This is a genomic window from Nocardia blacklockiae (genome assembly GCF_015477355.1).
Classification (GTDB): domain Bacteria; phylum Actinomycetota; class Actinomycetes; order Mycobacteriales; family Mycobacteriaceae; genus Nocardia; species Nocardia blacklockiae.
In genome coordinates, this window is the sequence record NZ_JADLRJ010000004.1 from 570,088 (window position 1) to 592,353 (window position 22,266).

22 protein-coding genes and 1 pseudogene are annotated in these 22,266 nt (G+C 70.5%); 5 read left to right on the top strand and 18 right to left on the bottom strand.

Annotated features, from left to right (window positions below):
- Window positions 1-44: 44 nt before the first annotated feature.
- Window positions 45-317 (top strand): hypothetical protein, encoded by a 273-nt coding sequence (locus IU476_RS15535; protein ID WP_195100715.1) that lies wholly within the window; start codon window positions 45-47, stop codon window positions 315-317.
- Between the two features lie 6 nt (window positions 318-323).
- Here the strand turns inward: IU476_RS15535 and IU476_RS15540 are convergent, their stop codons facing one another.
- From IU476_RS15540 to IU476_RS15560, 5 genes are all read right to left on the bottom strand, one after another.
- Window positions 324-1,886 carry a bifunctional uroporphyrinogen-III C-methyltransferase/uroporphyrinogen-III synthase gene (locus IU476_RS15540; RefSeq protein WP_195100717.1) on the bottom strand — a complete coding sequence of 521 codons (1,563 nt, stop codon included), beginning with the start codon at window positions 1,884-1,886 and terminating at the stop codon, window positions 324-326.
- On the bottom strand, window positions 1,883-2,920 hold the full coding sequence (gene hemC, locus IU476_RS15545; RefSeq protein ID WP_195101010.1) for a hydroxymethylbilane synthase: 1,038 nt from the start codon (window positions 2,918-2,920) through the stop codon (window positions 1,883-1,885). Before hemC ends, IU476_RS15540 begins: the two co-directional genes overlap by 4 nt.
- A gap of 56 nt (window positions 2,921-2,976) precedes the next feature.
- Window positions 2,977-4,359, bottom strand: coding sequence for a glutamyl-tRNA reductase (locus IU476_RS15550; RefSeq protein ID WP_195100719.1), 1,383 nt, complete (start codon window positions 4,357-4,359; stop codon window positions 2,977-2,979).
- The gene (locus tag IU476_RS15555) at window positions 4,356-5,183 is read right to left on the bottom strand and encodes a redox-sensing transcriptional repressor Rex (protein WP_195100722.1); all 828 of its coding nucleotides are present in this window, start codon (window positions 5,181-5,183) and stop codon (window positions 4,356-4,358) included. Before IU476_RS15555 ends, IU476_RS15550 begins: the two co-directional genes overlap by 4 nt.
- Window positions 5,184-5,454: 271 nt before the next feature.
- Entirely contained in the window at window positions 5,455-5,715 is a 261-nt protein-coding gene (locus IU476_RS15560) for a glutaredoxin family protein (RefSeq protein WP_195100724.1), read from the bottom strand.
- Window positions 5,716-5,829: 114 nt separating this feature from the next.
- Between IU476_RS15560 and IU476_RS15565 the strand changes: the two genes are divergently transcribed.
- Window positions 5,830-6,843, top strand: a complete 1,014-nt coding sequence (locus tag IU476_RS15565) for an HAD family hydrolase (RefSeq protein WP_438944015.1) — start codon at window positions 5,830-5,832, stop codon at window positions 6,841-6,843.
- A gap of 6 nt (window positions 6,844-6,849) precedes the next feature.
- Here IU476_RS15565 and IU476_RS15570 read toward each other — a convergent pair whose 3' ends face one another.
- The 9 genes and pseudogenes from IU476_RS15570 to IU476_RS15610 form a co-directional block, all read right to left on the bottom strand.
- Window positions 6,850-7,866: a lysophospholipid acyltransferase family protein gene (locus IU476_RS15570; protein WP_195100727.1), complete on the bottom strand. Its 1,017-nt coding sequence runs from the start codon at window positions 7,864-7,866 to the stop codon at window positions 6,850-6,852.
- Window positions 7,863-8,963 (bottom strand): NAD-dependent epimerase/dehydratase family protein, encoded by a 1,101-nt coding sequence (locus IU476_RS15575; protein WP_195101013.1) that lies wholly within the window; start codon window positions 8,961-8,963, stop codon window positions 7,863-7,865. The genes IU476_RS15570 and IU476_RS15575 overlap by 4 nt, the downstream gene beginning before the upstream one ends.
- Before the next feature lie 170 nt (window positions 8,964-9,133).
- Window positions 9,134-9,235 (bottom strand): 30S ribosomal protein bS22, encoded by a 102-nt coding sequence (locus IU476_RS15580; protein ID WP_003402602.1) that lies wholly within the window; start codon window positions 9,233-9,235, stop codon window positions 9,134-9,136.
- 229 nt (window positions 9,236-9,464) lie between these two features.
- Window positions 9,465-9,689 (bottom strand): helix-turn-helix domain-containing protein, encoded by a 225-nt coding sequence (locus IU476_RS15585; protein WP_024801963.1) that lies wholly within the window; start codon window positions 9,687-9,689, stop codon window positions 9,465-9,467.
- Window positions 9,690-9,826: 137 nt separating this feature from the next.
- Window positions 9,827-10,645, bottom strand: coding sequence for a pyrroline-5-carboxylate reductase (gene proC / locus IU476_RS15590; RefSeq protein WP_195100729.1), 819 nt, complete (start codon window positions 10,643-10,645; stop codon window positions 9,827-9,829).
- A gap of 50 nt (window positions 10,646-10,695) precedes the next feature.
- Window positions 10,696-11,592, bottom strand: coding sequence for a thioesterase family protein (locus IU476_RS15595; RefSeq protein ID WP_324194067.1), 897 nt, complete (start codon window positions 11,590-11,592; stop codon window positions 10,696-10,698).
- Between the two features lie 118 nt (window positions 11,593-11,710).
- Window positions 11,711-12,580 carry a sugar phosphate isomerase/epimerase family protein gene (locus IU476_RS15600; RefSeq protein ID WP_195101017.1) on the bottom strand — a complete coding sequence of 290 codons (870 nt, stop codon included), beginning with the start codon at window positions 12,578-12,580 and terminating at the stop codon, window positions 11,711-11,713.
- A gap of 43 nt (window positions 12,581-12,623) precedes the next feature.
- A pseudogene (locus tag IU476_RS36180) lies at window positions 12,624-12,872 on the bottom strand (Rv0497 family membrane protein); the annotation flags it as partial.
- Window positions 12,873-14,629: 1,757 nt separating this feature from the next.
- On the bottom strand, window positions 14,630-15,604 hold the full coding sequence (locus IU476_RS15610; RefSeq protein ID WP_324194084.1) for a Ppx/GppA family phosphatase: 975 nt from the start codon (window positions 15,602-15,604) through the stop codon (window positions 14,630-14,632).
- A gap of 128 nt (window positions 15,605-15,732) precedes the next feature.
- Between IU476_RS15610 and IU476_RS15615 the strand changes: the two genes are divergently transcribed.
- The 3 genes from IU476_RS15615 to IU476_RS15625 all read left to right on the top strand — a co-directional run bounded on the left by IU476_RS15615 (window position 15,733) and on the right by IU476_RS15625 (window position 17,867).
- On the top strand, window positions 15,733-16,590 hold the full coding sequence (locus IU476_RS15615) for a DUF3109 family protein (protein WP_438944016.1): 858 nt from the start codon (window positions 15,733-15,735) through the stop codon (window positions 16,588-16,590).
- Window positions 16,591-16,769: 179 nt separating this feature from the next.
- Window positions 16,770-17,312: an NADPH-dependent FMN reductase gene (locus IU476_RS15620; RefSeq protein ID WP_195100737.1), complete on the top strand. Its 543-nt coding sequence runs from the start codon at window positions 16,770-16,772 to the stop codon at window positions 17,310-17,312.
- Between the two features lie 234 nt (window positions 17,313-17,546).
- Window positions 17,547-17,867, top strand: a complete 321-nt coding sequence (locus IU476_RS15625) for a hypothetical protein (protein WP_228823673.1) — start codon at window positions 17,547-17,549, stop codon at window positions 17,865-17,867.
- 54 nt (window positions 17,868-17,921) lie between these two features.
- Here the strand turns inward: IU476_RS15625 and IU476_RS15630 are convergent, their stop codons facing one another.
- From IU476_RS15630 to IU476_RS15645, 4 genes are all read right to left on the bottom strand, one after another.
- Window positions 17,922-18,611, bottom strand: a complete 690-nt coding sequence (locus IU476_RS15630; protein WP_195100742.1) for a winged helix-turn-helix domain-containing protein — start codon at window positions 18,609-18,611, stop codon at window positions 17,922-17,924.
- A complete protein-coding gene (locus tag IU476_RS15635) occupies window positions 18,608-19,873 on the bottom strand; it encodes a sensor histidine kinase (RefSeq protein WP_195100744.1) in 1,266 nt (421 codons plus the stop codon). The genes IU476_RS15630 and IU476_RS15635 overlap by 4 nt, the downstream gene beginning before the upstream one ends.
- A gap of 280 nt (window positions 19,874-20,153) precedes the next feature.
- A complete protein-coding gene (locus tag IU476_RS15640; protein WP_195100746.1) occupies window positions 20,154-21,005 on the bottom strand; it encodes a sigma-70 family RNA polymerase sigma factor in 852 nt (283 codons plus the stop codon).
- A gap of 14 nt (window positions 21,006-21,019) precedes the next feature.
- Window positions 21,020-22,204 (bottom strand): NAD(P)/FAD-dependent oxidoreductase, encoded by a 1,185-nt coding sequence (locus IU476_RS15645; protein WP_195100748.1) that lies wholly within the window; start codon window positions 22,202-22,204, stop codon window positions 21,020-21,022.
- Window positions 22,205-22,266 lie beyond the last annotated feature (62 nt).

The window sequence follows — 22,266 nt, forward strand, 5'->3', positions numbered from 1 at the left end:
CGAAGAGGGGTCCGGCTGGATCCCGATGGCGAGGGGAGGATCTCGTGCCCGCTTCCGCACCGACGATCATCGATCGGCCGTACGTCCCGCTGGTGAAACGCCCGCTGCCGCCCGGGCGGCCGCGCACCTGGTACGTCACCCACAACCGCCGGCTGAAGGCGATGCGCCTGGCCATCGCCCTGCTCGACTCCGGCGTCTACCGCGCCAGCCTGGCCGACAACGAAACCATCCGCCGCACAGCCGATCTCGTCGGCGTCCGCCCACCATCCGACAAAACCTGCCGCCTAGTCCGCGACGTAATGCGCGCCCGCCGCTGAGCGGACTCAGCGGCTGCGGCGGCTCTTCTTGCGCGGCGGGGGCAGCAGGCCCTCGGCGCGCAGGTGGGCGGCGTGCTCGGCGAGGGCGTCGACCAGGGGGCCGACCTGTGCGACCTCGGGCTGCACGTCCACGCGCAGGCCGAACTCGATGGCCGTCTCGGCGGTCTTCGGGCCGATGCAGGCGACGATGGTGCGCGCGTGCGGCTTTCCGGCGATGCCGACCAGGTTCCGCACCGTCGAGGACGAGGTGAACAGGACCGCGTCGAAGCCGCCGGTCTTGATCATCTCGCGGGTCTCGGCCGGCGGCGGCGAGGCGCGCACCGTGCGGTACGCGGTCACGTCGTCGATTTCCCAGCCGCGGTCGCGCAGACCCTCGGCGAGGGTTTCGGTGGCGATGTCCGCGCGCGGCAGCAGCACCCGGTTCACCGGGTCGAACACGTCGTCGTAGGGCGGGAAGTCGGCCAGCAGACCCTCGGAGGACTGCTCACCGCTGGGCACCAACTCCGGGTTGATGCCGAAGGAGCGCACCTTCTCCGCGGTCGCCTCGCCGACGCAGGCGATCTTCACGCCCGAGAAAGCCCGTGCGTCCAAACCGAATTCGCCGAACTTCTCCCACACCGCGCGCACCGCGTTGGTGGAGGTGAACACCACCCACTGGTAGCGCCCGTCCACCAGGCCCTTGACCGCGCGCTCCATCTGGGCGGGGCTGCGCGGCGGCTCGACGGCGATGGTCGGCACCTCCATCGGGATGGCGCCGTGCATGACGAGCTTCTCGCTCATCTCGCCGGCCTGCTCCTTGGTGCGCGGCACCAGCACGGTCCAGCCGTACAGCGCCCGCGACTCCCACCACGACATCTTGGCGCGCTTCTCGACCTCCTTGCCGACCGTGACCACCAGCGGCCCGACCAGCTCGGAGGCGGCGGAGTTCAGCGTGGCCAGCGTCGCCTCGATGGTGCGCTGCTGGCGCGTGGTGCCGCGCACGGTCACCGCGACCGGGGTCTGCGGGGCCATGCCGTGCTCGACCAGCGCGCTCGCGGTCTCCGCGAGATGCCCGGAGGTGGCGTGCAGCACCAGCGGCCCGGGCGCGCCGGCGACGGCCGCCCAGTCCACCTCGCCGCGCACGTCCACCTCGGTGTGCGTGGAGCCCAGCGCGATGCCGGCGTACGCCGGGACGGTGGTGCCCGACGGCAGGCCCGGCAGCACCTCGAAGGTCATGTGCGAGCGGGTGACCGCGTTGACCTCGGCGATCACCGAATCGGTGGTCAGCGGATCACCGGAGACCAGTCGCACCACGTCGTGGCCGTTGCGCGCCTCCGCGATCAGCGTCTTGGCCACCTCGGCCGGCTCGCCGAGCGCCGGGCGCACGTCGACCGGCCGCTCCCCGTCCGGGCCCGGCTCGACCACGGTCCCGACCAGGGCGGCGACGCCCTTGTCGACATCGGGATCGGTGAAGGCCAGCGTCGCCCGCCCGAGCACCTCGCGGGCGCGCGCGGTGAGCAGCGCCGGGTCACCGGGGCCCGATCCCACGAACAGGATCCGACCGGGGTGCTTCTTAGTGGCTCGGCTCATTGGTTGTTCTCCATTGGGCTGGGATTACTGAGGTCTGAACGGGCGCTGTCGTCAGCGCGGTGCCCGGCGTCGGCCCTCGCGGGCTCGTCACCGCCGAGCAGGTCGCGTGCCCCCAGCTCCAGGAGCTCACGCGCCAGCGCGCGGCCCAGCTGCTCCGCCGCTGCGAGCGAGCCGACCGCGGAGGCCCGGATGACATCCGAGCCATCGATGGCCGCCGCGCACCCGCGCAGCGACAGTTCCTCGACCACCCGGCCGTCGTCGTCGAGCGACTCGACCACTTCGGCCAGCGCGCCCACCGGCGCGGTGCAACCGGCCTCGAGTTCGGCCAGCAGCGACCGCTCGGCCAGCACCGCGGCGCGGCTGGCGGGATCGTCCAGGGCGGACAGGATGGTCACGAGATCGGCGTCCTCGACGCGACATTCGACCGCGAGCGCACCTTGCGCCGGGGCGGGCAGCATCTGCACCGGCTCCAGCGCCTCGGTCACCTCGTCGAGGCGACCGACCCGTGCGAGACCGGCGCGAGCGAGAATCACGGCGTCGAGTTCGCCGTCGGCGACCTTGCGCATCCGGGTGTCGATGTTGCCGCGCAGGGGCAGCACCTCGAGGCCGAGGCCCAGCGCGCGCAGCTGCGCGACCCGGCGCGGCGCGGAGGTGCCGACCTTCGCGCCGGGCGGCAGTTCGCCGAGCACCATGCCGTCGCGGCCGACCACCGCGTCGCGCGGGTCCTCGCGCGGCGGGATCGCGGCGATGACGAATCGCGGGTCGGGGGCCGTGGGCAGGTCCTTGTACGAGTGCACCGCGATGTCGACACTGCCCGCGGCCAATTCGTCGCGCAGCGCGGTGGTGAACACGCCGACCCCGATCTTCTCGACCGGGTCGGAGGATTTGTCGCCGGCCGTCTTCACGACGACGAGTTCGGCGTGCTGCCCGGCGGCGATCAGCGCGTCGCGGACGGTCCCGGCCTGGGTGAGCGCCAGATGCGAGCCGCGGGTCCCGATCCGCCAGGGCGCCTGTGCGGTGCCGCGTGCGGTCATGTCGTGCTCCTGCACCAGTGCGTCGGTCACGAAATCCCCGGTCATCGTCGTCTCGGTCATGCGGTGTGTCCCTGCCCGTCCCCGCGACCGGGGGCGAAGTCGTCGGCCAGCTCGTGCAGCGCCGCGATCTCCATCGGCGCCGCGACGGCCTGGGCCGCGCCGGGCTTGAGTTCGAACAGCTCGCGCAGCGCCTCGGCGTAGGTGTCGCCGCCCGGCGTGGAGGCCAGCTGTTTGACCCGCACGGTCGGCGCGTGCAGCAGCTTGTCGACCACCCGGCGCACCGTGCGCGCGACCTCCTCGCGCTCGGGGTCGGCCAGGTCGGGCAGCTTCGACTCCAGCCGCAGCAGTTCGGCTTCCACCACGTCGGCGGCCCGCTGTCGCAGCGCGGCCACGGTCGGCGTCACCTCGGCCATCCGCTGGCCGGCCAGGTATTTGGTGAGTTCCTCGGCGACGATCGCGCGGGCCGCGGTGGTGTCGTCGGCGGCCGCGCCCGCGGCCGGGTCGCGCTGCAGCGTCTCCATGTCGATCACGGTCACGTCGGGCAGGCCCGCGACCGCGGGATCCACGTCGCGCGGCAGGCCCAGGTCGCAGATCACCAGCTGGTGGTCGACCCGGGTGGAGTTCAGGGCGCGGTGCGCGTCGGCCAGCGTCACCACCGACCCGACCGCGCCGGTGCTGGTGAGCACGATGTCGGCGGCGGCCAGCGCGGGAACCAGCTCGGACAGCTCCGCGGCCGACGCCGAGGCCTGGTGCATGGTGGCGGCGGTCTGCGCCAGCCGCTGCGCCCGCTCCAGCGTCCGGTTGACGACCGTGATGTGCCCGACCCCGGCCCGCGCGAGATGCGCCACCGCGAGACCGCCCATCGCGCCCGCGCCGATCACCACGGCCCGGCGGCCTTCGAGCCCGCCGAGCACGGTCCGCGCCCGGTCGAGCGCCACCGACACCACCGAGGCACCGGCCCGGTCGATGCCGGTCTCGGAGTGCACCCGCTTGCCGACCCGCAGCGCGTGCTGGGCCAGTTCGTGCAGGGTGCGCCCGGCGGCCTGCTGCGCGTCGGCGGCGGCGTAGGCGGCCCGGATCTGGCTGAGCACCTGCTGCTCGCCGATCACCATCGAGTCCAGCCCGCTGGCCACCGCGAACAGGTGCTCGGCCGCGGCCTCGCTGTAGCGGACGTAGGCGTGTCTGGTCAGTTCGGGCAGCGGCAGTCCGGAGTGTTTCGCGAGTAGTTCGCCGACCTCGGCCAAGCCGCCGTGGAAGGCGTCGACCACGGCGTAGATCTCGACGCGGTTGCAGGTGGAGACGATCATCGCCTCGGACACGTGCTGGGAGGCGAGCATGCGATCGGTCAGCTTGGGCCGGTCGTCCTCGGTGACAGCGACTTTCTCCAGCACTGCCACCGGCGCGCTGCGATGCGAAATACCGACCAGAAGCACGCTCATGGTGCCACCACCGATCCCTTGCTGTTTGGCTCCGTTGCCGAATGCTTGATGCCCACGTGCGACCGGTCCGCCACCCGGCGGCCGATCGGTGTGGACACCGCGGTCACGGTTTCGCCCGCGGCCACGCTGTGCGCCTCGCCCTGTGTCTCCGCCTCCGCGCTGCGCGCCCGCTCGAACGACAGCATCTGCATCTCGACCGCGAGATCGACCCGGCGGACCTCGACCGACGACGGAGCGTCCAGCGCCGTCGGCGAGAAGCTGAGAATGCTCTGCACGCCCGCGGCGACCAGCTCGTCGCACACGTCCTGCGCGGCCGCGTCGGGCACGGTGACGACCGCGATCGTCGGTTCCAGCTCGGCGACCCCGGCGTGCAGATCCGCGACGTCGCGCACGACCAGCCCGCTGACCGTCTCGCCGATGACCGCCGGATCGGAGTCGAAGATGCCGACCATACTGAACCCGCGCCGCCGGAAACCGCCGTAGCCGACCAGCGCGCGTCCCAGATTTCCGGCGCCGACCAGGATCACCCGGTGTCCCTCGGACAGCCCGAGCACGTCCTCGATCCGGCCGCGCAGCTTGGCCACGTCGTAGCCGACGCCGCGCACGCCGTTGGGGCCGAGGAAGGACAGATCCTTGCGTAACTTCGCGGAACCGACACCCGCCGCGACAGCCAGTTCTTCACTCGATACGATGAGCACACCCTCGTCGGCGAGCAGGGCGAGCACCCGGAGATAGGTGGCCAGCCGCGCTACGGTCGCCTGCGGGATGTCCTTCTGCAGAGCCCTGCCGGAGACGCCGCCGGGCGTCTCATGCTGCTCTGTCACGTCGTTCGGCTCCTCGTCCGGCCGGGGATAGGTGTCCGGTTCGCTGTGCACCGCCGACGCCGGACGGGCGCCGGTATCGGTACATCGGGGTATCGGGTGCTGCCGCTGCCTGCCGCAGTCGGTTCGCGTGTCACCACCGTAACTGCTTGTGAAGCCCTGCACAAAGTCGGTGAATTCAGTCACTCGCGGGTACGCCCGGCCTGCGGCGCTCCCCGTCACATTCAACCCGCGGTCGGCGGTGAGTTTCCACACAACGCGCCGGAAACCGTGCTCAGCGGCTCAGGTCCGCCCGCAGGCGCGGCTCGTCGACGTCGAAATAGCTGTGTTCGCGCCCGTCGAGCAGCACCACGGGCAGGCGGTCGCCGTATTCGGCGCGCAGCGCGGGGTCGGTCGCGGCGGCCTCGTCGACGTCGACGGTGCCCGGCGTGAGACCGAAATCGGCGCAGATCGCCCGCAGCCGGTCGAGCGCGACGGCGCACATGCCGCAGCCCGCCCGCGTCAACAGGATCACCGAATGCGTGGACTCGCTCATGCCTTCATTCAATACGCACCGGCGCACTCCGCGTTCCCGGCCCAGCTGTCCAACCGACAAGGTCACACCCCTCGGTTAGGGTTGAAGTTGTCGCGCGGACGGGCGGAGGTACTGGTGCCGGATCGATCGAAAGATGTGAGGGCGGGCTTCATCGCGGGCAGGTTCGGCGAATTCCCGGCACGCTGGAGCCAGGGTCTGTCCGATCAGCTCACCCGCATCGCCCGCAGCCCGTTCGGGCCCAGCGAGGAGGAGGTGCGCGCCAACCTCGCCGGTGAGGCCAGCGCCGACGCCGCCCTCGCGCTGCACGACGCGGAGCTGGAAGCCGGTGTCGCCGGGCCGGAGTCGGAGGTGCCGCGGGATCTCACGGCGGCCGCGTTCTTCGACGTCGACAACACCATGGTCCAGGGCGCGTCCATCGTGCACTTCGCCCGCGGCCTGGCGGCGCGCAAGTACTTCAAGAGCTCCGACCTGGTCGATATCGCCTGGAAGCAGGTGAAGTTCCGGGTCACCGGCAAGGAGAACCAGGGCGACATGGTGAGCGGCAAGGAGAAGGCGCTGTCGTTCATCGCCGGCCGCTCCACCGCCGAGCTGGCCGCGCTGGGCGAGGAGATCTACGACGAGATCATCGCCGACAAGATCTGGCCCGGCACTCGCGCGCTGGCGCAGATGCATCTGGACGCCGGCCAGCAGGTCTGGCTGGTGACGGCCACTCCGGTGGAGCTGGCCCAGGTCATCGCCAAGCGTCTAGGACTGACGGGCGCGCTGGGCACGGTCGCCGAGAGCGTGGACGGGGTCTTCACCGGCCGCCTGGTCGGCGACATCCTGCACGGTCTGGGCAAGGCGCACGCGGTCCGCGCGCTCGCGGTCCGCGAGGGCCTGAACCTCAAGCGCTGCACGGCCTATTCCGACAGCCACAACGACGTCCCGATGCTCTCGCTGGTCGGCACGTCGGTGGCCATCAACCCGGATTCGGACCTACGCGAGGTGGCCAAGAACCGCGGCTGGGAGATCCGCGATTTCCGCACCGGCCGCAAGGCCGCCAAGATCGGCGTCCCCACGGCTCTGGCCCTGGGCGCGGCGGGCGGTGCGGCCGCCGCGGTGCTCACCCGCAAGCGCGACGCCCACTGACGCGACTCAGCCCGTGAACGGGTTGCGGCGCTTCATGAGCAGTTTGTAGAGCGTCTGCTGGATGGTCTCGCGGACCTGGTCGGTGACCTCGAACATGGTCATCGGGTCGTCGGCGGCCTCGGGCTCGTAGCCGCCCGTGGAGATCGGTGTGCCGAACTCGATGTACCACTTCGAGGGCAGCGGCAGGGCGCCGAGCACGCCGAGGTGCGGGAACAGCGGCGTCACCGGGAAATACGGCAGCCCGAGCAGCCGGGCCAGCGGCTCGAGGTTGGCGAGCTTCGGGTAGATCTCCTCGGAGCCGACGATCGAGCACGGAATGATCGGCACGCCCGTCTTCACCGCCGCCGACACGAACCCGCCGCGCCCGAACCGCTGCAACTTGTACCGCTCGGAGTACGGCTTGCCGATGCCCTTGAAGCCCTCGGGAAAGACCCCGGCCAGCTCGCCCGCGCGCAGCAGCCGCTCGGCATCCGACGGGCAGGCCAGGGTGTGCCCGGCCTTGCGGGCCAGCCCGCCCAGCACCGGGAGTTCGAAGATCAGATCGGCGGCCAGCAGCCGCAGCGCCCGCTGCTTGGGGTGCCGGTCGTGCACGGCCAGTTGCAGCATCAGCCCGTCGATCGGCACCACGCCCGCGTGATTCGACACGATCAGCGCGCCGCCCGACTCGGGCAGGTTCTCGATCCCGGAGACCTCCACCCGGAACCACAGTTCCGACAGCGGACGCAGCGCGGGCAGCACCACGGATTCGAGCAGGTGCTCGTCGAGACCGAACTCGTCGACCTGGTAGTCGCCGGTGAGGCGGCGGCGCGCGAAGTCGGCGGTGCCGCGGATGCCGCCGGCGACCGTGTCGCGCACCAGATCGGTGAGCGTGCGCGGCGGCCGCGGGCCGGTCTCGGCCAGCCGTTCGGTCAGCGAGGTCACCGGGCTCGGGGCCGATTCGCCCGGCCGGCGCCGCGCGGACGCGCGCTGCCGCGCCTCGAAGTCGACGTCGTGCAACTGAATTACCTTGGCCACGTCACTCATCGGTGTGCTCCCGCTCCGGCCCCGACCAGGCCGAGAAGTCTCGTCTCTGCCGCATCGATCCAGCGCGGATCGATGACGGGCCGCAACGCTGCGCCCCCAACGAAATCGTCGAATGCCTGCACTGTCGTCCAGCGCGGCTGATATCCCAGTTCGGCGCGCATCCGGGTGGTGTCCAGGCCGCAGCCGAAATGGAAGTAGTCGATCTGCTCGTTCGTGAATTCCCGCATCACCGGGCCCATAAACGACCGGCCCACCGTGCGGAACAACGTGAACGGCACCGGCAGCTCGACCCGCCCGGCCCGGCGGACGGCCTGCGACAGCACCAGCGCCCCGTCGCCCGCCACGTTGAACGTGCCGCCGGGTGCGGCCAGTGCGGCATGCGTCAGCGCCGCGATCGCGTCCTCCTCGTGCAGCAGTTGTATGCGCGGATCACGGCCGAGGATGGTCGGCGTCACCGGCGAGCGAAAATACTGGACGCCCCGGTGCGCCAACCGCGGACCGACGATCGGTGGAAATCGCAGAATAGCCGCGGCGATATCCGGACGCCTACGCGCCAGGCCGCGCACGAATCCCTCGACTTCGATCATGTCGCGCGCGAACCAGCCGCGCGGCGGCGTGCGCGCGCTCATTTCCTCGGTGAATTTCGCCGGGTCCTTCGCGCTGCACCCGTAGACCGCCGACGACGAGCGCACCACCACCCGCCGCACGCTCGGCGACTTCTGACAGACCGCCAGCAGCTGCATGGTGCCGAGCACGTTGAAGTCCTTCATCACCGCGCGCCCGCCCCCGGACGGCGGCCGCGACAGCACCGCCGGATGTACCACCGTGTCGACCTCGTTGCCGTCGAACACCTTGCGGATCAAGGGATTTCGAATGTCGGCGCGCACGAACTCGGCGCGGCCCATGCGGCGCAGCAGGGCCCGGTCCGGCATGCGGGCGTCCACGGCGATGATGCGCTCCACCGCGGGGTCGGCGGCCAGGCGCGCGACGACATTGCCGCCGAAGAACCGGCTCGCGCCGGTCACCAGCACCACCTTGGGCGTATGCCCGTCCCGCACGTTGGCACCCACGCCGGATCCCACCTTCGCAGCCCCCATTCCGCCGATTCCGGGTTCCAGGGTAACCGCTGCCGCAACCCGCTCAGCAGGGTTTAACCTCGTTCTTACGATGACTTCAGTCACCGGAAACCGCGAGGTTTTAAATTTCCGATTTTCAAAATGAAAAGCCCGCCACCACATCGGGTGACGGGCTTTCGGCTACCGCAGCGTTACTTGCCGAGTTTACGACGCTGCACACGCGTGCGGCGAAGCAGCTTGCGGTGCTTCTTCTTCGACATGCGCTTGCGGCGCTTCTTGATCACAGAACCCATAGGGTTGTTCCTCGCGTTCTCTCTCTACCTCGGCGCGCACGCCGGTTTACGTACGCCCGTCTCCGCCCGGCCTGTCCCAGCACGACGGCGGGCGAACACGACGGTTGTCCATGCTACCGGGCCAACCATCGGCGAACGAAACGGGGATCGCCGCGGCTGGCCCTGCTCTTGGGTCGCCGAACCCGCCGTTCCGGCTGTCACCGGAACGGTTCGGGCCCGAGCGTGCGGCCTACCCCGCGTCGAAGTAGGACGTCTGCAGATAGTCGTGCACCGCCTTGGCGTGCACCCGGAACGATCGACCCACCCGCACCGCGGGCAGCTCACCGGAATGCACCAACCGGTACACGGTCATCTTGGACACCCGCATCAGATTCGCCACTTCGGCGACGGTGAGGAACTGGGTCCCTCCACCGATAGCGGGACCGGTACTCGCAGAGCTGTTTCCAGACATCATTGCGCCACTGACACCTCCGGCACGTCCGCGCCGCCGGCTTCCCCACCGGCGGAACAGACACGCACGTGCTCCTTGAAGCTTAGCGGGACCAGTGGGATTACTGCGACGGGTGGGAGATAAACGGTGTCGATTGCGCGCTACTCGCCGGTCGATCCCTGTTCCACGGAGCGTCGCTTCGCGGCGTGCAGCGCCTCCCAGAACGCCGACCGTACGCCCCCGCGCTCGAGTTCGCGGACCGCGGCCGCGGTGGTGCCGGCCGGGGAGGTGACCGCCGCGCGCAACTCCACGGCGTCCTGACCCGACTCGTCGAGCAGGGCGGCCGAGCCCAGCATGGTCTGCGCGACCAGCTGGGTCGCCACGTCGCGGGTGAGCCCGAGGCCCACGCCCGCCTCCACCATGGCCTCCACCACCAGGAAGAAGTACGCCGGGCCCGAGCCCGACACCGCGGTCACCGCGTCCATCTGCGACTCCGGCACCGTCACGACCTTGCCGACCGCCGCCAGCACCTCGGCGACCTGCTGCAACTGCTCCGCCTTGGCGTAGCGGCCGGACGCCAGCACGCTCATGCCCTGGCCGACCAGCATCGGCGTGTTCGGCATGACGCGCACGACGGGGAAACCGGCGGGCATCTTCGACTCGAGCCGCGCGGTGGTCACGCCCGCGGCCAGCGACACCAGCACCTGGTCGCGATCGTTGTCGAGTTCGACCTTGCCCAGCTCGGTCAGCACCGCGTCGACGTCGTGTGGTTTCACCGCGATCACCAGCAGGTCCGCGGCGGTCGCGGCGTCGGCGATGCTGTCGGTGACCCGGATGCCGAAACGCTCGACGAGAAACTCGGCCCGCGCCGGGACCGTCTCGACGACGACCAGATCCTTGCTCGCCCGCCCCGATTCGAGCAGCCCGGCGATCAACGCCTCACCGATCCGTCCGCCACCGATCACCGCAATTCTCGTCATGACGGCAAGGCTATCCGCGTGCCGCGCGGCGGCGCGCGAAGGGCTCTCCCCTACGGCTGCCGGGGGATCAGCGCGAGCTGGCGGGTCTGGGCGACCACCGCGCCCGTGGCGTCGAGAACCAGCTGGTCCTCGTCGAACATGCCCTCCCCGATCTCCTGTGCGGTCGCGATGACGCGCAGCCAGCCCGGCGCGGGGCGGCGGCGCAGATAGGTCGTCAGCTGGACCGTGGGCGCCCAGCCGAAGCGGCCCAGGTTGGCCGGCACCGGCGGGCTCATGTCGCCGGCCATCATCGCGAAGTAGGCGGCGACGTCGGGGTCCTGTTCGTCGCCCGGCCGGGGCCGGATCCACAGCCGCAGCCGCGGCTCGCCCTGCTCACCCTTCAGGAAGACCGCCCATTCCGAATCGATGGCGACCGAGGTGGCCTGCGCGACGTTCACGATGCGGCCCATCGGCGAATCGAGTTCGTAGCCGATCGCGTCGGCGGGCGGCTCCGGCGGCATGTCGGTGTCGATGGCGCGGGTGTAGGCCGGGGCGGCGTCGTCGAGGTGCGCGAAGGTGAAGGCGGTGTGCACGAGGGTGCGGCCGTCCTGCACGAGATCGGTGTCCACCAGGCTGATTCGTTTACCCGTCTTGCGGACGCGGACGTGGTATTCGACCTCGCCGGGGTCCGGGGCGCCGAGGAAGTCGCTCGCGCCCGCGATCGGGAACATCTCCGACAGCGCCGGTGCGACCTCCCGCAACCGGCGGGTGGCGGCCGCCGCGCTGCCCGCGACCATGGTGCCGCCGTGCAGCTTCTTGCCGATGGTCCAGGTCCGGTGGATCTCGCCGCCGTAGCGGCCCACCTCCGGCAGGTCCGACGGCAGTTCGGTCACCGCGCACACCCGGCTGAACGGGGCATCGCCGAGTTCGGTCACCGGCCGGTCCGCATCGATGGTCAGCTCCGTCACCGCCACTCCTTCCTACCGAGAGATTTCGCTCGTACAGCGTATAAGGCTCACGGCGGGCCCGCGATTCCCACCCGTTGTGATTGCCGACGCCCTCGCGGAAAAAGGCGGAATCGCCCTGTCAGACGCGCTGAGCGCCGGTGGGTTCGGGGGTGGGGGCGGTCTCGAGGTCGTTGAGGTGGGCGCGGGCGAAGCTGAGGGCGCGGTGCAGGGCGGCGGCGCGGTTGGCGGTGGTGCGGGCGTTCTGGGTGTTCACCTCGATCACCGCGTGGCCGCGGAAACCGTTGTGCACCAAGGCGGCACAGACCTCGGCGCACGGCTGGTTGCCCTCGCCGGGGACCAGGTGCTCGTCGTGCGCGGCGCCGGTGCCGTCGGCCAGGTGCAGGTGGGTGAGGTTGTCTCCCATCCGGGCGGCGAGTGCCAGCGGGTCCACGCCTGCGGTCGCGGTGTGCGACAGGTCCAGCGTGTAGTTGCGGAATCCGATGTCGGTCGGGTCGTAGGAGGGACTGAAGGCGGTCAGCGAAAGGCCCGGCCCGCCACGGCGTTCCAGGCGGCGCGCCGAACTCGTCCGTCGGCGGAACAGCGTGTCGGCCCGCATCGGGAACATGTTCTCCACGGCGACGGCGACCGGACTGTGCTCCTCGAGGTGTGCGACCTGCGCGGCGAACCCGTCGGCGTAGCGCCGCTGCCAGCGGAACGGCGGATGGACCACGACCGTGCCCGCACCCAGCGCCTCGGCCGTGTGCACGCTGCGCTCCAGCTTCGCGATCGGGTCGGCGCCCCAGACCCGCTGCGAGATGAGCAGGCACGGCGCGTGCACCGCCAGCACCGGCATCGAATACCGGCGCGCGTAGGCCTGCACGGTCGCGATGCTCTGGCTGGCCGGTTCGGCCCAGACCATCAATTCGACGCCGTCGTAACCGAGTTCGGCCGCGTACCGGAACGCCGCCTCGGTGTTCTCCGGGTACACCGAGGCCGTCGACAGCCCCACCCTGATGTCGTTCCCCTGCGTGTTCCCCACTGCTGCTCCCTGCTCAGTTGGTGCTGAGAAGAAAGGCTAGCGGTCCGAGCGTGACGAAGATGCCCACGATCACGGCGATCACGGTGCTCATGATGTCGTCGGTGCGGCGCAGCACCCGCACCAGGGCGACCAGGCCGAGGATCACGACCATCGCCAGGACCAGGGCGACGAAAGGCAGCATGTCCCACATCTTCTCGAAGCCCTTGAACAGCAGCATGCCGGCGATCGCGGCCCCGGCGACCTGGCCGCCGAGCACCATCCACTGCTGCCGGGCCACGTCGTCGGCGCTCTTGGCGGCGGCCCGCGAGCCGGTGGACCGGGTGCTGGTCGTGCGGGAACGGGCCAGTTCGCGCCCGCGGGCGGCGAGTTGTCCGACGCGCTCAGCCCACGGGCGGGACGGCTTGTCGTCGAGTTCGTCGTCCTCGGCGTCGTCGAATTCGAAATCGGGGTCGTACTCGTCGGAGTCGAATTCGTCGTCGGTTTCGATCGGGCGGTAGACGTCGGTGCGATCGTCGATGACCGGAGGCGGGGCGGCACCGTTGCGCCCGAAGTCGCGTCGGCCGCCGCGTGCGGGCGGCTCGGCGCGCAGAAGATCTCCGGCCACCGTCGGACCCGAGATCAGCTGCTGATCCCGATCGGCCAGCGCCCAGACCGTCGTCTGCCCGTTCGGTGCGCCGGGCGGCGGCGCGGCGTGATCCGCTTGCGGGCCCGGCGGTTCCGGCGGTTGCCGACGGCGAGCCGACCACGCGGGCAGCGCGGCGGGCGCACCGCCCGCCCCGTTGCGGCGCGGCAGTTGCGGTCGCTCGGCGCCGCCCGACGGTTCGGGCGGGCGGAACGGCGGCGGCTCCGGCGCGGTGGCGCGCTGCGGCGCCCAGGCCGCGGGCGGGTTCACGTCGTCGGCGGACCGGAACGGGCCACCGCCGAACGGGCGGATCTCGGTCGCCTCGATATCCGGTTCGCGACGGCGGCGGCCGCCCTCCACGCCCGGTCCCGGGTTCAGAGCCTCCGGAGGAGCCGGAGCGGCCTGCTCGGACAGCGCCTCCATCGCCTCCCGCCGCTCGCGGCGAGACCGGCGCCCACCGGTCGCGGGCGCGGCGAACGGGTCGGAGGCGGGGGCCGCGGGATCCGAACCGGGCCAGCCGAATCCCGTGGGATCGCGCAGCGCGGCGTCCGACATCGCGGGTGACTGGTAGGTGTGCTGTTCGAAGGCGGGCGGTTCGTAGGCCCCGGGCTCGAAGCCGGGGGGTGCCACGCCGTTCAGGGCCGCGCCGTTCGGCTCGTAGCCGTTGCTCCCGGCACCGCCCGCGCCGAAACCGTTCAGGTCGTAGCCGTTCGACCCGACACCGTTGGGCCCGTAACCGTTGCTTCCGACCTGGTCGGACCCGTAACCGTTGCTCCCGGCACCGCCGGATCCGTAGCCGTTGCTCCCCGCACCGCTGGATCCGTAGCCGTTGAGGTCGTAACCGTTGCTCCCGGCGCTATTTTCGCCGAAGCCGTTCGGGGCGTAACCGGCGGCACCGGCACCGTTCGCGCCGAAACCGTTCGGCTCGTAGCCGTTCGATCCGTAGTCGGTACCTCCGGCACCGTGCGCTCCGTAACCGTTCGAGTCGTACCCGTTGGCACCCGCGCCGCCCGGCTCGTAACCGGTGCCCCCGGCACCGTAACCGTTGAGGTCGTAACCACTCCCCGCGCCGAATCCGCCCGGCTCGTAGCCGTTCGACGACGGCGCCTCGGTGCCGGAACTCAGCGGGTCGTAGTACGAAATCGGCCCGGACAGGGGTGAATTGGTGGGGTCGGGCGCGTAATCGGACAGCGGGGAGGAATAGTCGGGCTCGGGCGTCTCCGGCTCCGGTGCGGCGTGCGCGGACGAGCCCTCCCGGACGGCGGGCATGTCACCGGTCAGCTCGGTGACCGAGATGCCGCGCCCGCTGCGCCGCCGCCGGCCGCCCCCGGACGACGGGACGCCCTGGCCGTTGCGGGCCAGCAGCTCGGCGACCGACAGCTGGGTGGATTCGTCACTCATCTCGACACCGTTTCGGTCGGGCCCGGTACTCCGTTGGGACGGCTACTGCCGGCACCGGGTTCGCTGTCCAGGTCGGTATCCAGTTTGCGCAGGATCAATCCCTCCCGCAGCGCCCAAGGGCATATCTCGAGAGTATCCAGCGATAACGCTCGCATACTCGCCTCCGCGACCAATGCGCCAGCCACCAGTTGCTGTGACCGATCGGAACTTACGCCCTCCAATTCTGCCCGGTCCGCCGCAGTCATTCGGGAGATGAACGCGATCAGCTGCCGCAGACCGGAACTGGAGAGAATACGCCGTTCCCGGGGACCCGCGCCCGAGGGGGCGGCGCCGGTGAGCCTGGCCAGCGTACGGAACGTCTTCGAGGTGCCGACGGCCAGATCGGGCCGGCCGGGCTCCAGCAACTGTTTGGCCGGGATCACCATCTCGGCATCGAGCCAGTCGCGCAGCACCGCGACCCGGCGCTTGCCCGGCGGGTCCTCGCGCAGCCAGTCGCGGGTCAGCCGACCGGCGCCCAGCGGCAGTGACAGCGCCGCGTCGGGGGCCTCGTCGCAGCCGTTGCTCATCTCCAGCGATCCGCCGCCGATGTCGAGATTGAGGATGCGGCCCGCGCTCCAGCCGTACCAGCGGCGCACTGCCAGGAAGGTCAGCCGGGCCTCGTCGACACCCGTCAGCACCCGCAGGTCGACACCCGTCTCGAGCCGGACCCGGGCCAGCACCTCCTCGGAGTTGGCGGCCTCGCGCACCGCGGAGGTGGCGAACGGCATCAGCTGCACACAACCGGAAGTCTTTGCGATACTGGCGAATTCGGCGACGGTCTTGGTGAGCCGGGCGGCGCCCTCGGGGATGATGCGGCCCTCGTCGTCGATGTTCTCCGACAGCCGCAGCGTCGCCTTGGTAGAACTCATCGGCATCGGGTGGCCACCGCGATGCGCGTCCACCACGAGGAGGTGGACGGTATTGCTTCCCACATCGAGCACACCGAGCCGCACAAGAACACGGTACTGGGTTGCGGTGTCGCGCAGGAGAAGGAATAGCGTAACGCCGTGTAAACCCCGGAAATGCGGCGTGCGACCGAAAGCTGTTAGCGTCTGGCGATGTGACGGCAGGAGCTTCCGCGAGCGCCCCGACCGGGTTGCGACCAGCGACGAAGATCGATCCCACCCCCGAGGTCGACCTCGACTTCCCGCGTGAGTGGATCGAATTCGTCGATCCGGCAAACGACGAGCACACCATTGCGGCCGATTTGACTTGGCTGCTTTCCAGATGGACGTGCGTGTTCGGCACGCCCGCCTGCCAAGGCATCATCGAGGGCCGCCCCGACGACGGCTGCTGCTCGCACGGGGCGTTCCTGTGCGACGACGACGATCGCAAGAAGCTGCACAAGGCTGTGAAACTGCTCACACCCGAGGACTGGCAGCTGATGGGCGAGGCCGTCGACGCCAGCGGCAAGGTGCGCAAGAAGCTGTACCTCGAGGAGGACGACCTCGACGACGAGCCGGCCCTGCGCACCCGCCGCTACGAGGGCGCGTGCATCTTCCTCAACCGGCCGGGCTTCGCGGGCGGCATCGGCTGCGCGCTGCACAGCATGGCGCTGCGCAAGGGCCTGGAACCGCTGACGGTCAAGCCCGAGGTGTGCTGGCAGCTGCCGATCCGCCGCACCCAGGACTGGGTCGACCGCCCCGACGGCGTCCAGATCCTGCGCACCACCCTCACCGAATACGACCGCCGCGGCTGGGGCCCGGGCGGCCTCGACCTGCACTGGTACTGCTCGGGCTCCCCCGACGCCCACGTCGGCACGCGCCCGGTCTGGCAGTCCTACGCCCCCGAACTGATCGAATTGATCGGCCGGCCCGCCTACGACGAGCTGGCCCGCCACTGCAAACGCCGCGAGGGCCTGGGCATCGTGGCGGTACACCCGGCCACCGTCGAGGCGGAACGTCGCGCCGCGGAGTAGCGGCGTAAGCAGGACACCGGCGCACCCGCGCCACCTCACCGCTCGGCACACCACACCCATCACCCCACCACACCCCACCTCTGCATCCCCGCCCGTCATTCCGGCATGCTTTCGGCCGGAATCCACCCCCTCTCACCGTCCACGGAATAACTTCCGCCCGCACACCCTTGACCGAGGACGTGAGCGCACGAATCCTGCTGGTCTCCGGCAGCACCCGGCCCGGTTCCACCAACACCGCCGCCCTCCGGACGTTCGAAGCCGTTGCGCCGCAGGATATTTCGACCGAGACGTACGCGGGCTTGGTGGACCTGCCCGCGTTCGTCCCGGGCGACGGCCCGTCTCCCGCGCCGGTCGCCGATCTGCGCGCGCGGCTGGCGGCGGCCGACGCCGTGCTCTTCTGCACCCCCGAGTACGCCGGTTTCATGCCCGGCAGCCTGAAGAACCTGCTGGAGTGGACGGTCGGCACGGCGGACCTGTACGAGAAGCCGGTCGCCTGGATCAACGTCGCCGCCGAAGGCCGCGGCGACGGCGCGATCGAGTCCCTGCGCATCGTCCTCGGTTACGTCGGCGCGGAGATCGTCGAGCCCGCCTGCCGCCGAATCACCGTGCTCGGCGCGATGGTCGGCCCGGACGGCCTGATCGCCGATCCCACGGTCCGGGAGCAGCTCACCGAGGTCGCGCAGGCCCTCGCGGACGAACTCACTCAGCGCGTGGGCGGCTGAGCACGCCGAACACCACTTGCATGTCGGCCTGTTTCGATGGCGATTCCGCGCCGACAAATCTTGGTCGCGTGCTCGAGTCGGCAAATGTGCGGCACGGAACAGCGCCATACGCACACCCTCGTCGACACGACGGCGAATACACGCGACACACGGTCCCCGGCCCTGCTGGACACCGGTTCGACATGAAGGATTCACCCGACCCTGGTAGGCATCAATCCCATGATGAGGAAAATCATGGCAACCGCAGCTCTGACCGTCGGCGCCGCGCTCGCGCTGGCCCCGGTCGCGCAGGCCGACGACGCCTTCGACCCGTACGACTACAACGTGCAGACCGAGAACTTCGTGAACTACACGGACCCGGCCGCGCTGAGCGCGCAGCAGAACGGCAAGCAGGTCATCGTCAGCCCCTACGGCACCTCGCACACCATCGCCTGCCGCGGCAACGGCGCGGACATCCCGTTCTACGACTGCCTGCAGCACGACGACTTCGGCTGGCAGCCGCTGTCGAAGACCGACGTCCCGCAGATCGGCACCGCCTGGGTGCACATCGTCTAGTCCGCACTCCGGCCGCGCGGACGCCCTCGGGTCGGGGCGTCCGCCGCGGCGGGCTCACGCCTCGAGCTTGTACCCCAGCCCGCGCACGGTGACCAGGTGTTCCGGCTTGGCCGGGTCGGCCTCGATCTTCGACCGCAGCCGCTTGACGTGCACGTCGAGGGTCTTGGTGTCGCCGACGTAGTCCGCGCCCCAGACCCGGTCGATCAGCTGGCCGCGGGTCAGCACCCGGCCGGAGTTGCGGAGCAGATATTCGAGCAGGTCGAACTCCTTGAGCGGCAACGTCACCGGCTTGCCGTTGACCTGCACGGTGTGGCGGTCGACGTCCATCCGGACCGGGCCCGCTTCCAGCACCCCGCTCTCGTTGCCGCCGTCCATCTCCTCGCCGGCGCCGCGCCGCAGCACCGCGCGGATGCGGGCGATCAGCTCGCGCGACGAGTACGGCTTGGTCACGTAGTCGTCGGCGCCGAGTTCCAGCCCGACGACCTTGTCGATCTCGCTGTCGCGCGCGGTCACCATGATCACGGGCACGCTGCTGCGGGTGCGCAGCTGCTTGCACACGTCGGTGCCGCTCATGCCGGGCAGCATGAGGTCCAGCAGCACGATGTCCGCGCCGGAGCGGTCGAACTCGGCCAGCGCGGACGGACCGTCGCCGACCAGGGTGACCTCGAACCCTTCCTTGCGCAGCAGGAACGCGAGCGGATCGGCCAGCGACTCCTCGTCCTCGACGATCAGCACACTCGTCATCGGGTTGCCTCCACACCGTTGGGTCTGGCCCGCCCGTTGGGGCGCGAGCCGTTTTCCTTCTTCCCCACCGTGATTCCGGTGGGAGTCTTCCTGTCCCCCGCGGCCGCCGCCGCGCCGCCGGTGCTCTCCTCGGCGTCGGTGGCGGGGATGCGCAGCGTGAACGTCGAGCCGGTGCCCAGCTTGCTCCACAGCGTGATCTCGCCGTTGTGATTGGCGGCCACGTGTTTGACGATAGCCAGCCCGAGCCCGGTTCCGCCGGTGGCGCGCGAGCGGGCCTTGTCGGCGCGGAAGAACCGCTCGAACACCCGCTCCTGGTCCTCCTTGGCGATCCCGATGCCGCGGTCGGTGACGGCGATGTTCACGTACCCGCCGCGCAGCGACCGGCTCACCGAGACGTGCGAGCCCTTCGGGGAATAGTTGATGGCGTTCTCGACCAGGTTCGACAGCGCGGTGACCAGCAGGGTTTCGTCGCCGAGCACTTCCAGCCCGCTGTTGGCGTCGGTGCTGACGGTGATCCCGGCGGCCTCGGCCGCGGTGCGGGAGCGTTCGATGGCGGCATTGACGACGGTGTCCACGTCGACCGCCTCGAGCTGCGGCAGCTTCTCCGCGCCCTGCAACCGCGACAGCGCGATCAATTCGGTGACCATCTTGCCCATGCGGCCGGATTCGGCGTGCAGGCGCTGGCCGAAGTGCCGCACCGAGTCCGGATCGTCGGCCGATTCCAGCAGCGCCTCGGCCAGCAGACTCATCGCGCCGACCGGGGTCTTGAGTTCGTGGCTGACATTGGCCACGAAATCGCGGCGGGTCGCCTCCATGCGGGCCTGCTCGGAATCGTCGTCGGCGAACAGCACGACGAAATTGGAGTTCTCCCGCGAGAGCGGACGGGCCACCCCGCGCACCGCGATGCGACTGCGGCCGGGCGTCGGATTCTTCAGAGTGAGATCGAAATCCACGCTCTCCGCCGAGGCGAGCACCTTTTCCACCGCGGCCCAGGCCCGCTCCTCGAGCAGCCGGTTGCGGACCAGGCCCAGTTCCTCCGCGCGCGGATTCACCAGCACCACATCGCGGTATTCGTCGACGACCGCGATGCCGCTCTCCGAGGCGAGCACGATCAGATCGAGCACCTGCGACATGGTGAGACCGGATTCGGCCTCCCGCCGCTGCGCCTGCCGCGCGTTCACATAGGGAATGAGCAACCCGCCGACAGCCAGGCCGACAACGGCCGCCAGAACTGCCAGCAGCACGGCCTGCGGAACGCTCACACTTGAATCGTACGGTCGCGGACACGCCGGCCAAGCCCGGGTCGGCGAAGTTTCGCGCAGGTCACAGGCGATTCTGCCGGTGTTAGCCCGGTGTTTACGCACCGTTCCACCGGCGCGCCGCCGCACCGCCCCGCGCCCCTCGACGATGCCGATCCGACATTGCGTTGCGGCACCACACATCTGGAGCCGACGCGACGCGGACATGAACTCGTCCCCCACTCTGCCCACCCGGCCGACCACCCGGCCGGTGTGATGTGCGGCTCACCTCGCGGACGAACGCTCACCGAATCGTCCGGCCACGGTCGTCGGCTGCGGCGGTGCGGACGAAATAGAGCCCGGTGATGCGGTCTCCGGCGAGGCCGATGGCCAGGATGCCGTCGAACTCGCCGTCGGCATGCACGGCCAGGGCCGCGTTGCCCTCGGCGGTGACGGGTTCGCAGGTGAGCGCTGCCGCGCCGGTGCCGAGCCCGTCGGCGAAGAAGCGGATCACCTCGTCGACGCCGGTGATCGGCCGTGCGGCGACCCGGCCGGCGCCGACCAGCACGACGTCGGGAGCCAGGACGTCCCGCAGGATCTGCGGATTCCCGGTTTCGAGCGCCCGTCGCACCGATGCCGTCGCCGCCCTGGCCCGGCTCGCGGAGACCGCCCGGCGGGGGCGGCGCACGGCGACGTGGCGGCGGGCGCGATGGGCGATCTGGCGGACCGCGGCGGTGGTCTTGCCGACCGCGTCGGCGATCTCGTCGTACCCGAGGTCGAACGTCTCGCGCAGCACGAACACCGCGCGCTCGGTCGGCGCGAGCGTGTCGAGGACCAGCATCAGCGCCATCGACATGCTCTCGGCGAGTTCGACCTCGTGGACGGCGTCCGGCAGCGGCGCGGGACCGGAGTCGTTGCGGCGCTGCGACTCTCGCAGCCGGTCGAGACACTGGCGCGTGACGATCCGGACCAGGTAGGCGCGTGGGTCGCCGACCTGGCCCGGTTCGACACGGTGCCAGCGCAGCCAGCTCTTCCGCAGGACGTCTTCGGCGTCGGCCGCGGTGCCGAGCATCTCCCTGGCGACGGTGAACAGCAGGTCACGGTGCGCGAGAAAGGTCTCGGTCGCCGCATTCGATTGATCTTCGCTGGGCCGCAAAGGTTTTCGACGTCCTATGCGACCGGCTGCGGCGCGTTTCCGCGCTCGGCCAGCAGCATCGGCCGGTGCTTGCCGTCCTTGAACCAGTGGTGCGAGCCGGGCTTGCGGGCCTCGGTCGCCAGGTGCTTGATACCGGCCGTGCAGGCGATCTCCTTGAGCTTCTTGCCCAGCGCACCGCTGAAGTACAGCCGCATGGCGGTCTCGTCCTTGTGGCCGAGCTGGTAGATCCCGGCGTCGCGGCCGAAGCTGAGGCACATGGCCGGGAACGCCATGTCGATCGGTGCGGGCTGCTCACCGGCGATCCGGTGCAGCACGGTGTCGGCGGCGTGCGCGCCGAGGCAGTAGGCGGTGTAGGCGCTCATCCGGAACGGCAGGTCCGAGGGTGCCGAGGAGTCGCCCGCGGCCACGATGCGCTCGTCGTCGACGCTGGTCAGGGTCTCGTCGGTGAGCAGGCGGCCGACGGCGTCGGTGCTCAGCCCGCTGCGAACGGCCAGGTCGGGCACATCGAAGCCCGCCGACCAGATCGTGACGGCGCTGGTGAGCGTCCGGCCGTCGGCGAGTTCCACGGCGTCGGCGGTGACGGCGGTGACCGCGGCGTCCGCGCCCTCGATGACGGTCACGCCGAGCTGGGCGAGGTACTTGTGGGCGGTGCGCCGTGCCTTGGGGTGCAGGTAGGGAACGAGGTCGCCGCCGCAGATCAGGGTGACCGCGCGTCCCTGCCCGGCCAGCTCGGCGGCGGTCTCGACACCCGCGGGGCCGCCGCCGATCACCGTGACCGGGGCGCTCGTGGGCGTGTCGAACAGCACCGACCGCAGCCGCTGCGCCGCTTCCAAAGTCGCTACGGGATAAGCGAATTCGGACGCACCGGGCACCGGCGGCTCGGCGTTGCCGCTGCCCACCGCGTAGACCAGGTAGTCGTAGCCGATCGGGTCGCCGTCGGCCAGGATCACCTTGCGGGCGGCCGCGTCGATGCGCGTCGCGCTGTCGACCACCCGCCGGACGCCCTCGGCCAGGACGTCCTGGTAGTCGACGACGCCGTCGTGGGTCCCGCCCACCACCTGGTGCATGCGCAACCGGGGCACGAAGACCTCGCGCGGATTGATCACGGTCACCGTCACGTCGGTCCGCTGGGTCAGGCGGTTGGCCGCCATGACACCGGCGTAGCCGCCTCCGATCACGACAATGTTGTTGGTGCTCATGCTCTTTCCTTCGTTCTCTCTGTCCCCCGGACCTGCGCCGCGGTGACGAAACAACCTTCGCG

Bases quoted from the DNA above. Each gene is read 5' to 3' on its own strand.
- IU476_RS15550 (WP_195100719.1), bottom strand. From the start codon at position 4,359: ATGAGCGTGCTTCTGGTCGGTATTTCGCATCGCAGCGCGCCGGTGGCA.
- IU476_RS15645 (WP_195100748.1), bottom strand. From the start codon at position 22,204: ATGAGCACCAACAACATTGTCGTGATCGGAGGCGGCTACGCCGGTGTC.
- IU476_RS15570 (WP_195100727.1), bottom strand. From the start codon at position 7,866: ATGAGTGACGTGGCCAAGGTAATTCAGTTGCACGACGTCGACTTCGAG.
- IU476_RS15580 (WP_003402602.1), bottom strand. From the start codon at position 9,235: ATGGGTTCTGTGATCAAGAAGCGCCGCAAGCGCATGTCGAAGAAGAAG.
- hemC (WP_195101010.1), bottom strand. From the start codon at position 2,920: ATGACCGCACGCGGCACCGCACAGGCGCCCTGGCGGATCGGGACCCGC.
- IU476_RS15585 (WP_024801963.1), bottom strand. From the start codon at position 9,689: ATGATGTCTGGAAACAGCTCTGCGAGTACCGGTCCCGCTATCGGTGGA.
- proC (WP_195100729.1), bottom strand. From the start codon at position 10,645: ATGACGAGAATTGCGGTGATCGGTGGCGGACGGATCGGTGAGGCGTTG.
- IU476_RS15630 (WP_195100742.1), bottom strand. From the start codon at position 18,611: ATGACGAGTGTGCTGATCGTCGAGGACGAGGAGTCGCTGGCCGATCCG.
- IU476_RS15625 (WP_228823673.1), top strand. From the start codon at position 17,547: ATGGCAACCGCAGCTCTGACCGTCGGCGCCGCGCTCGCGCTGGCCCCG.
- IU476_RS15575 (WP_195101013.1), bottom strand. From the start codon at position 8,963: ATGGGGGCTGCGAAGGTGGGATCCGGCGTGGGTGCCAACGTGCGGGAC.
- IU476_RS15540 (WP_195100717.1), bottom strand. From the start codon at position 1,886: ATGAGCCGAGCCACTAAGAAGCACCCCGGTCGGATCCTGTTCGTGGGA.
- IU476_RS15560 (WP_195100724.1), bottom strand. From the start codon at position 5,715: ATGAGCGAGTCCACGCATTCGGTGATCCTGTTGACGCGGGCGGGCTGC.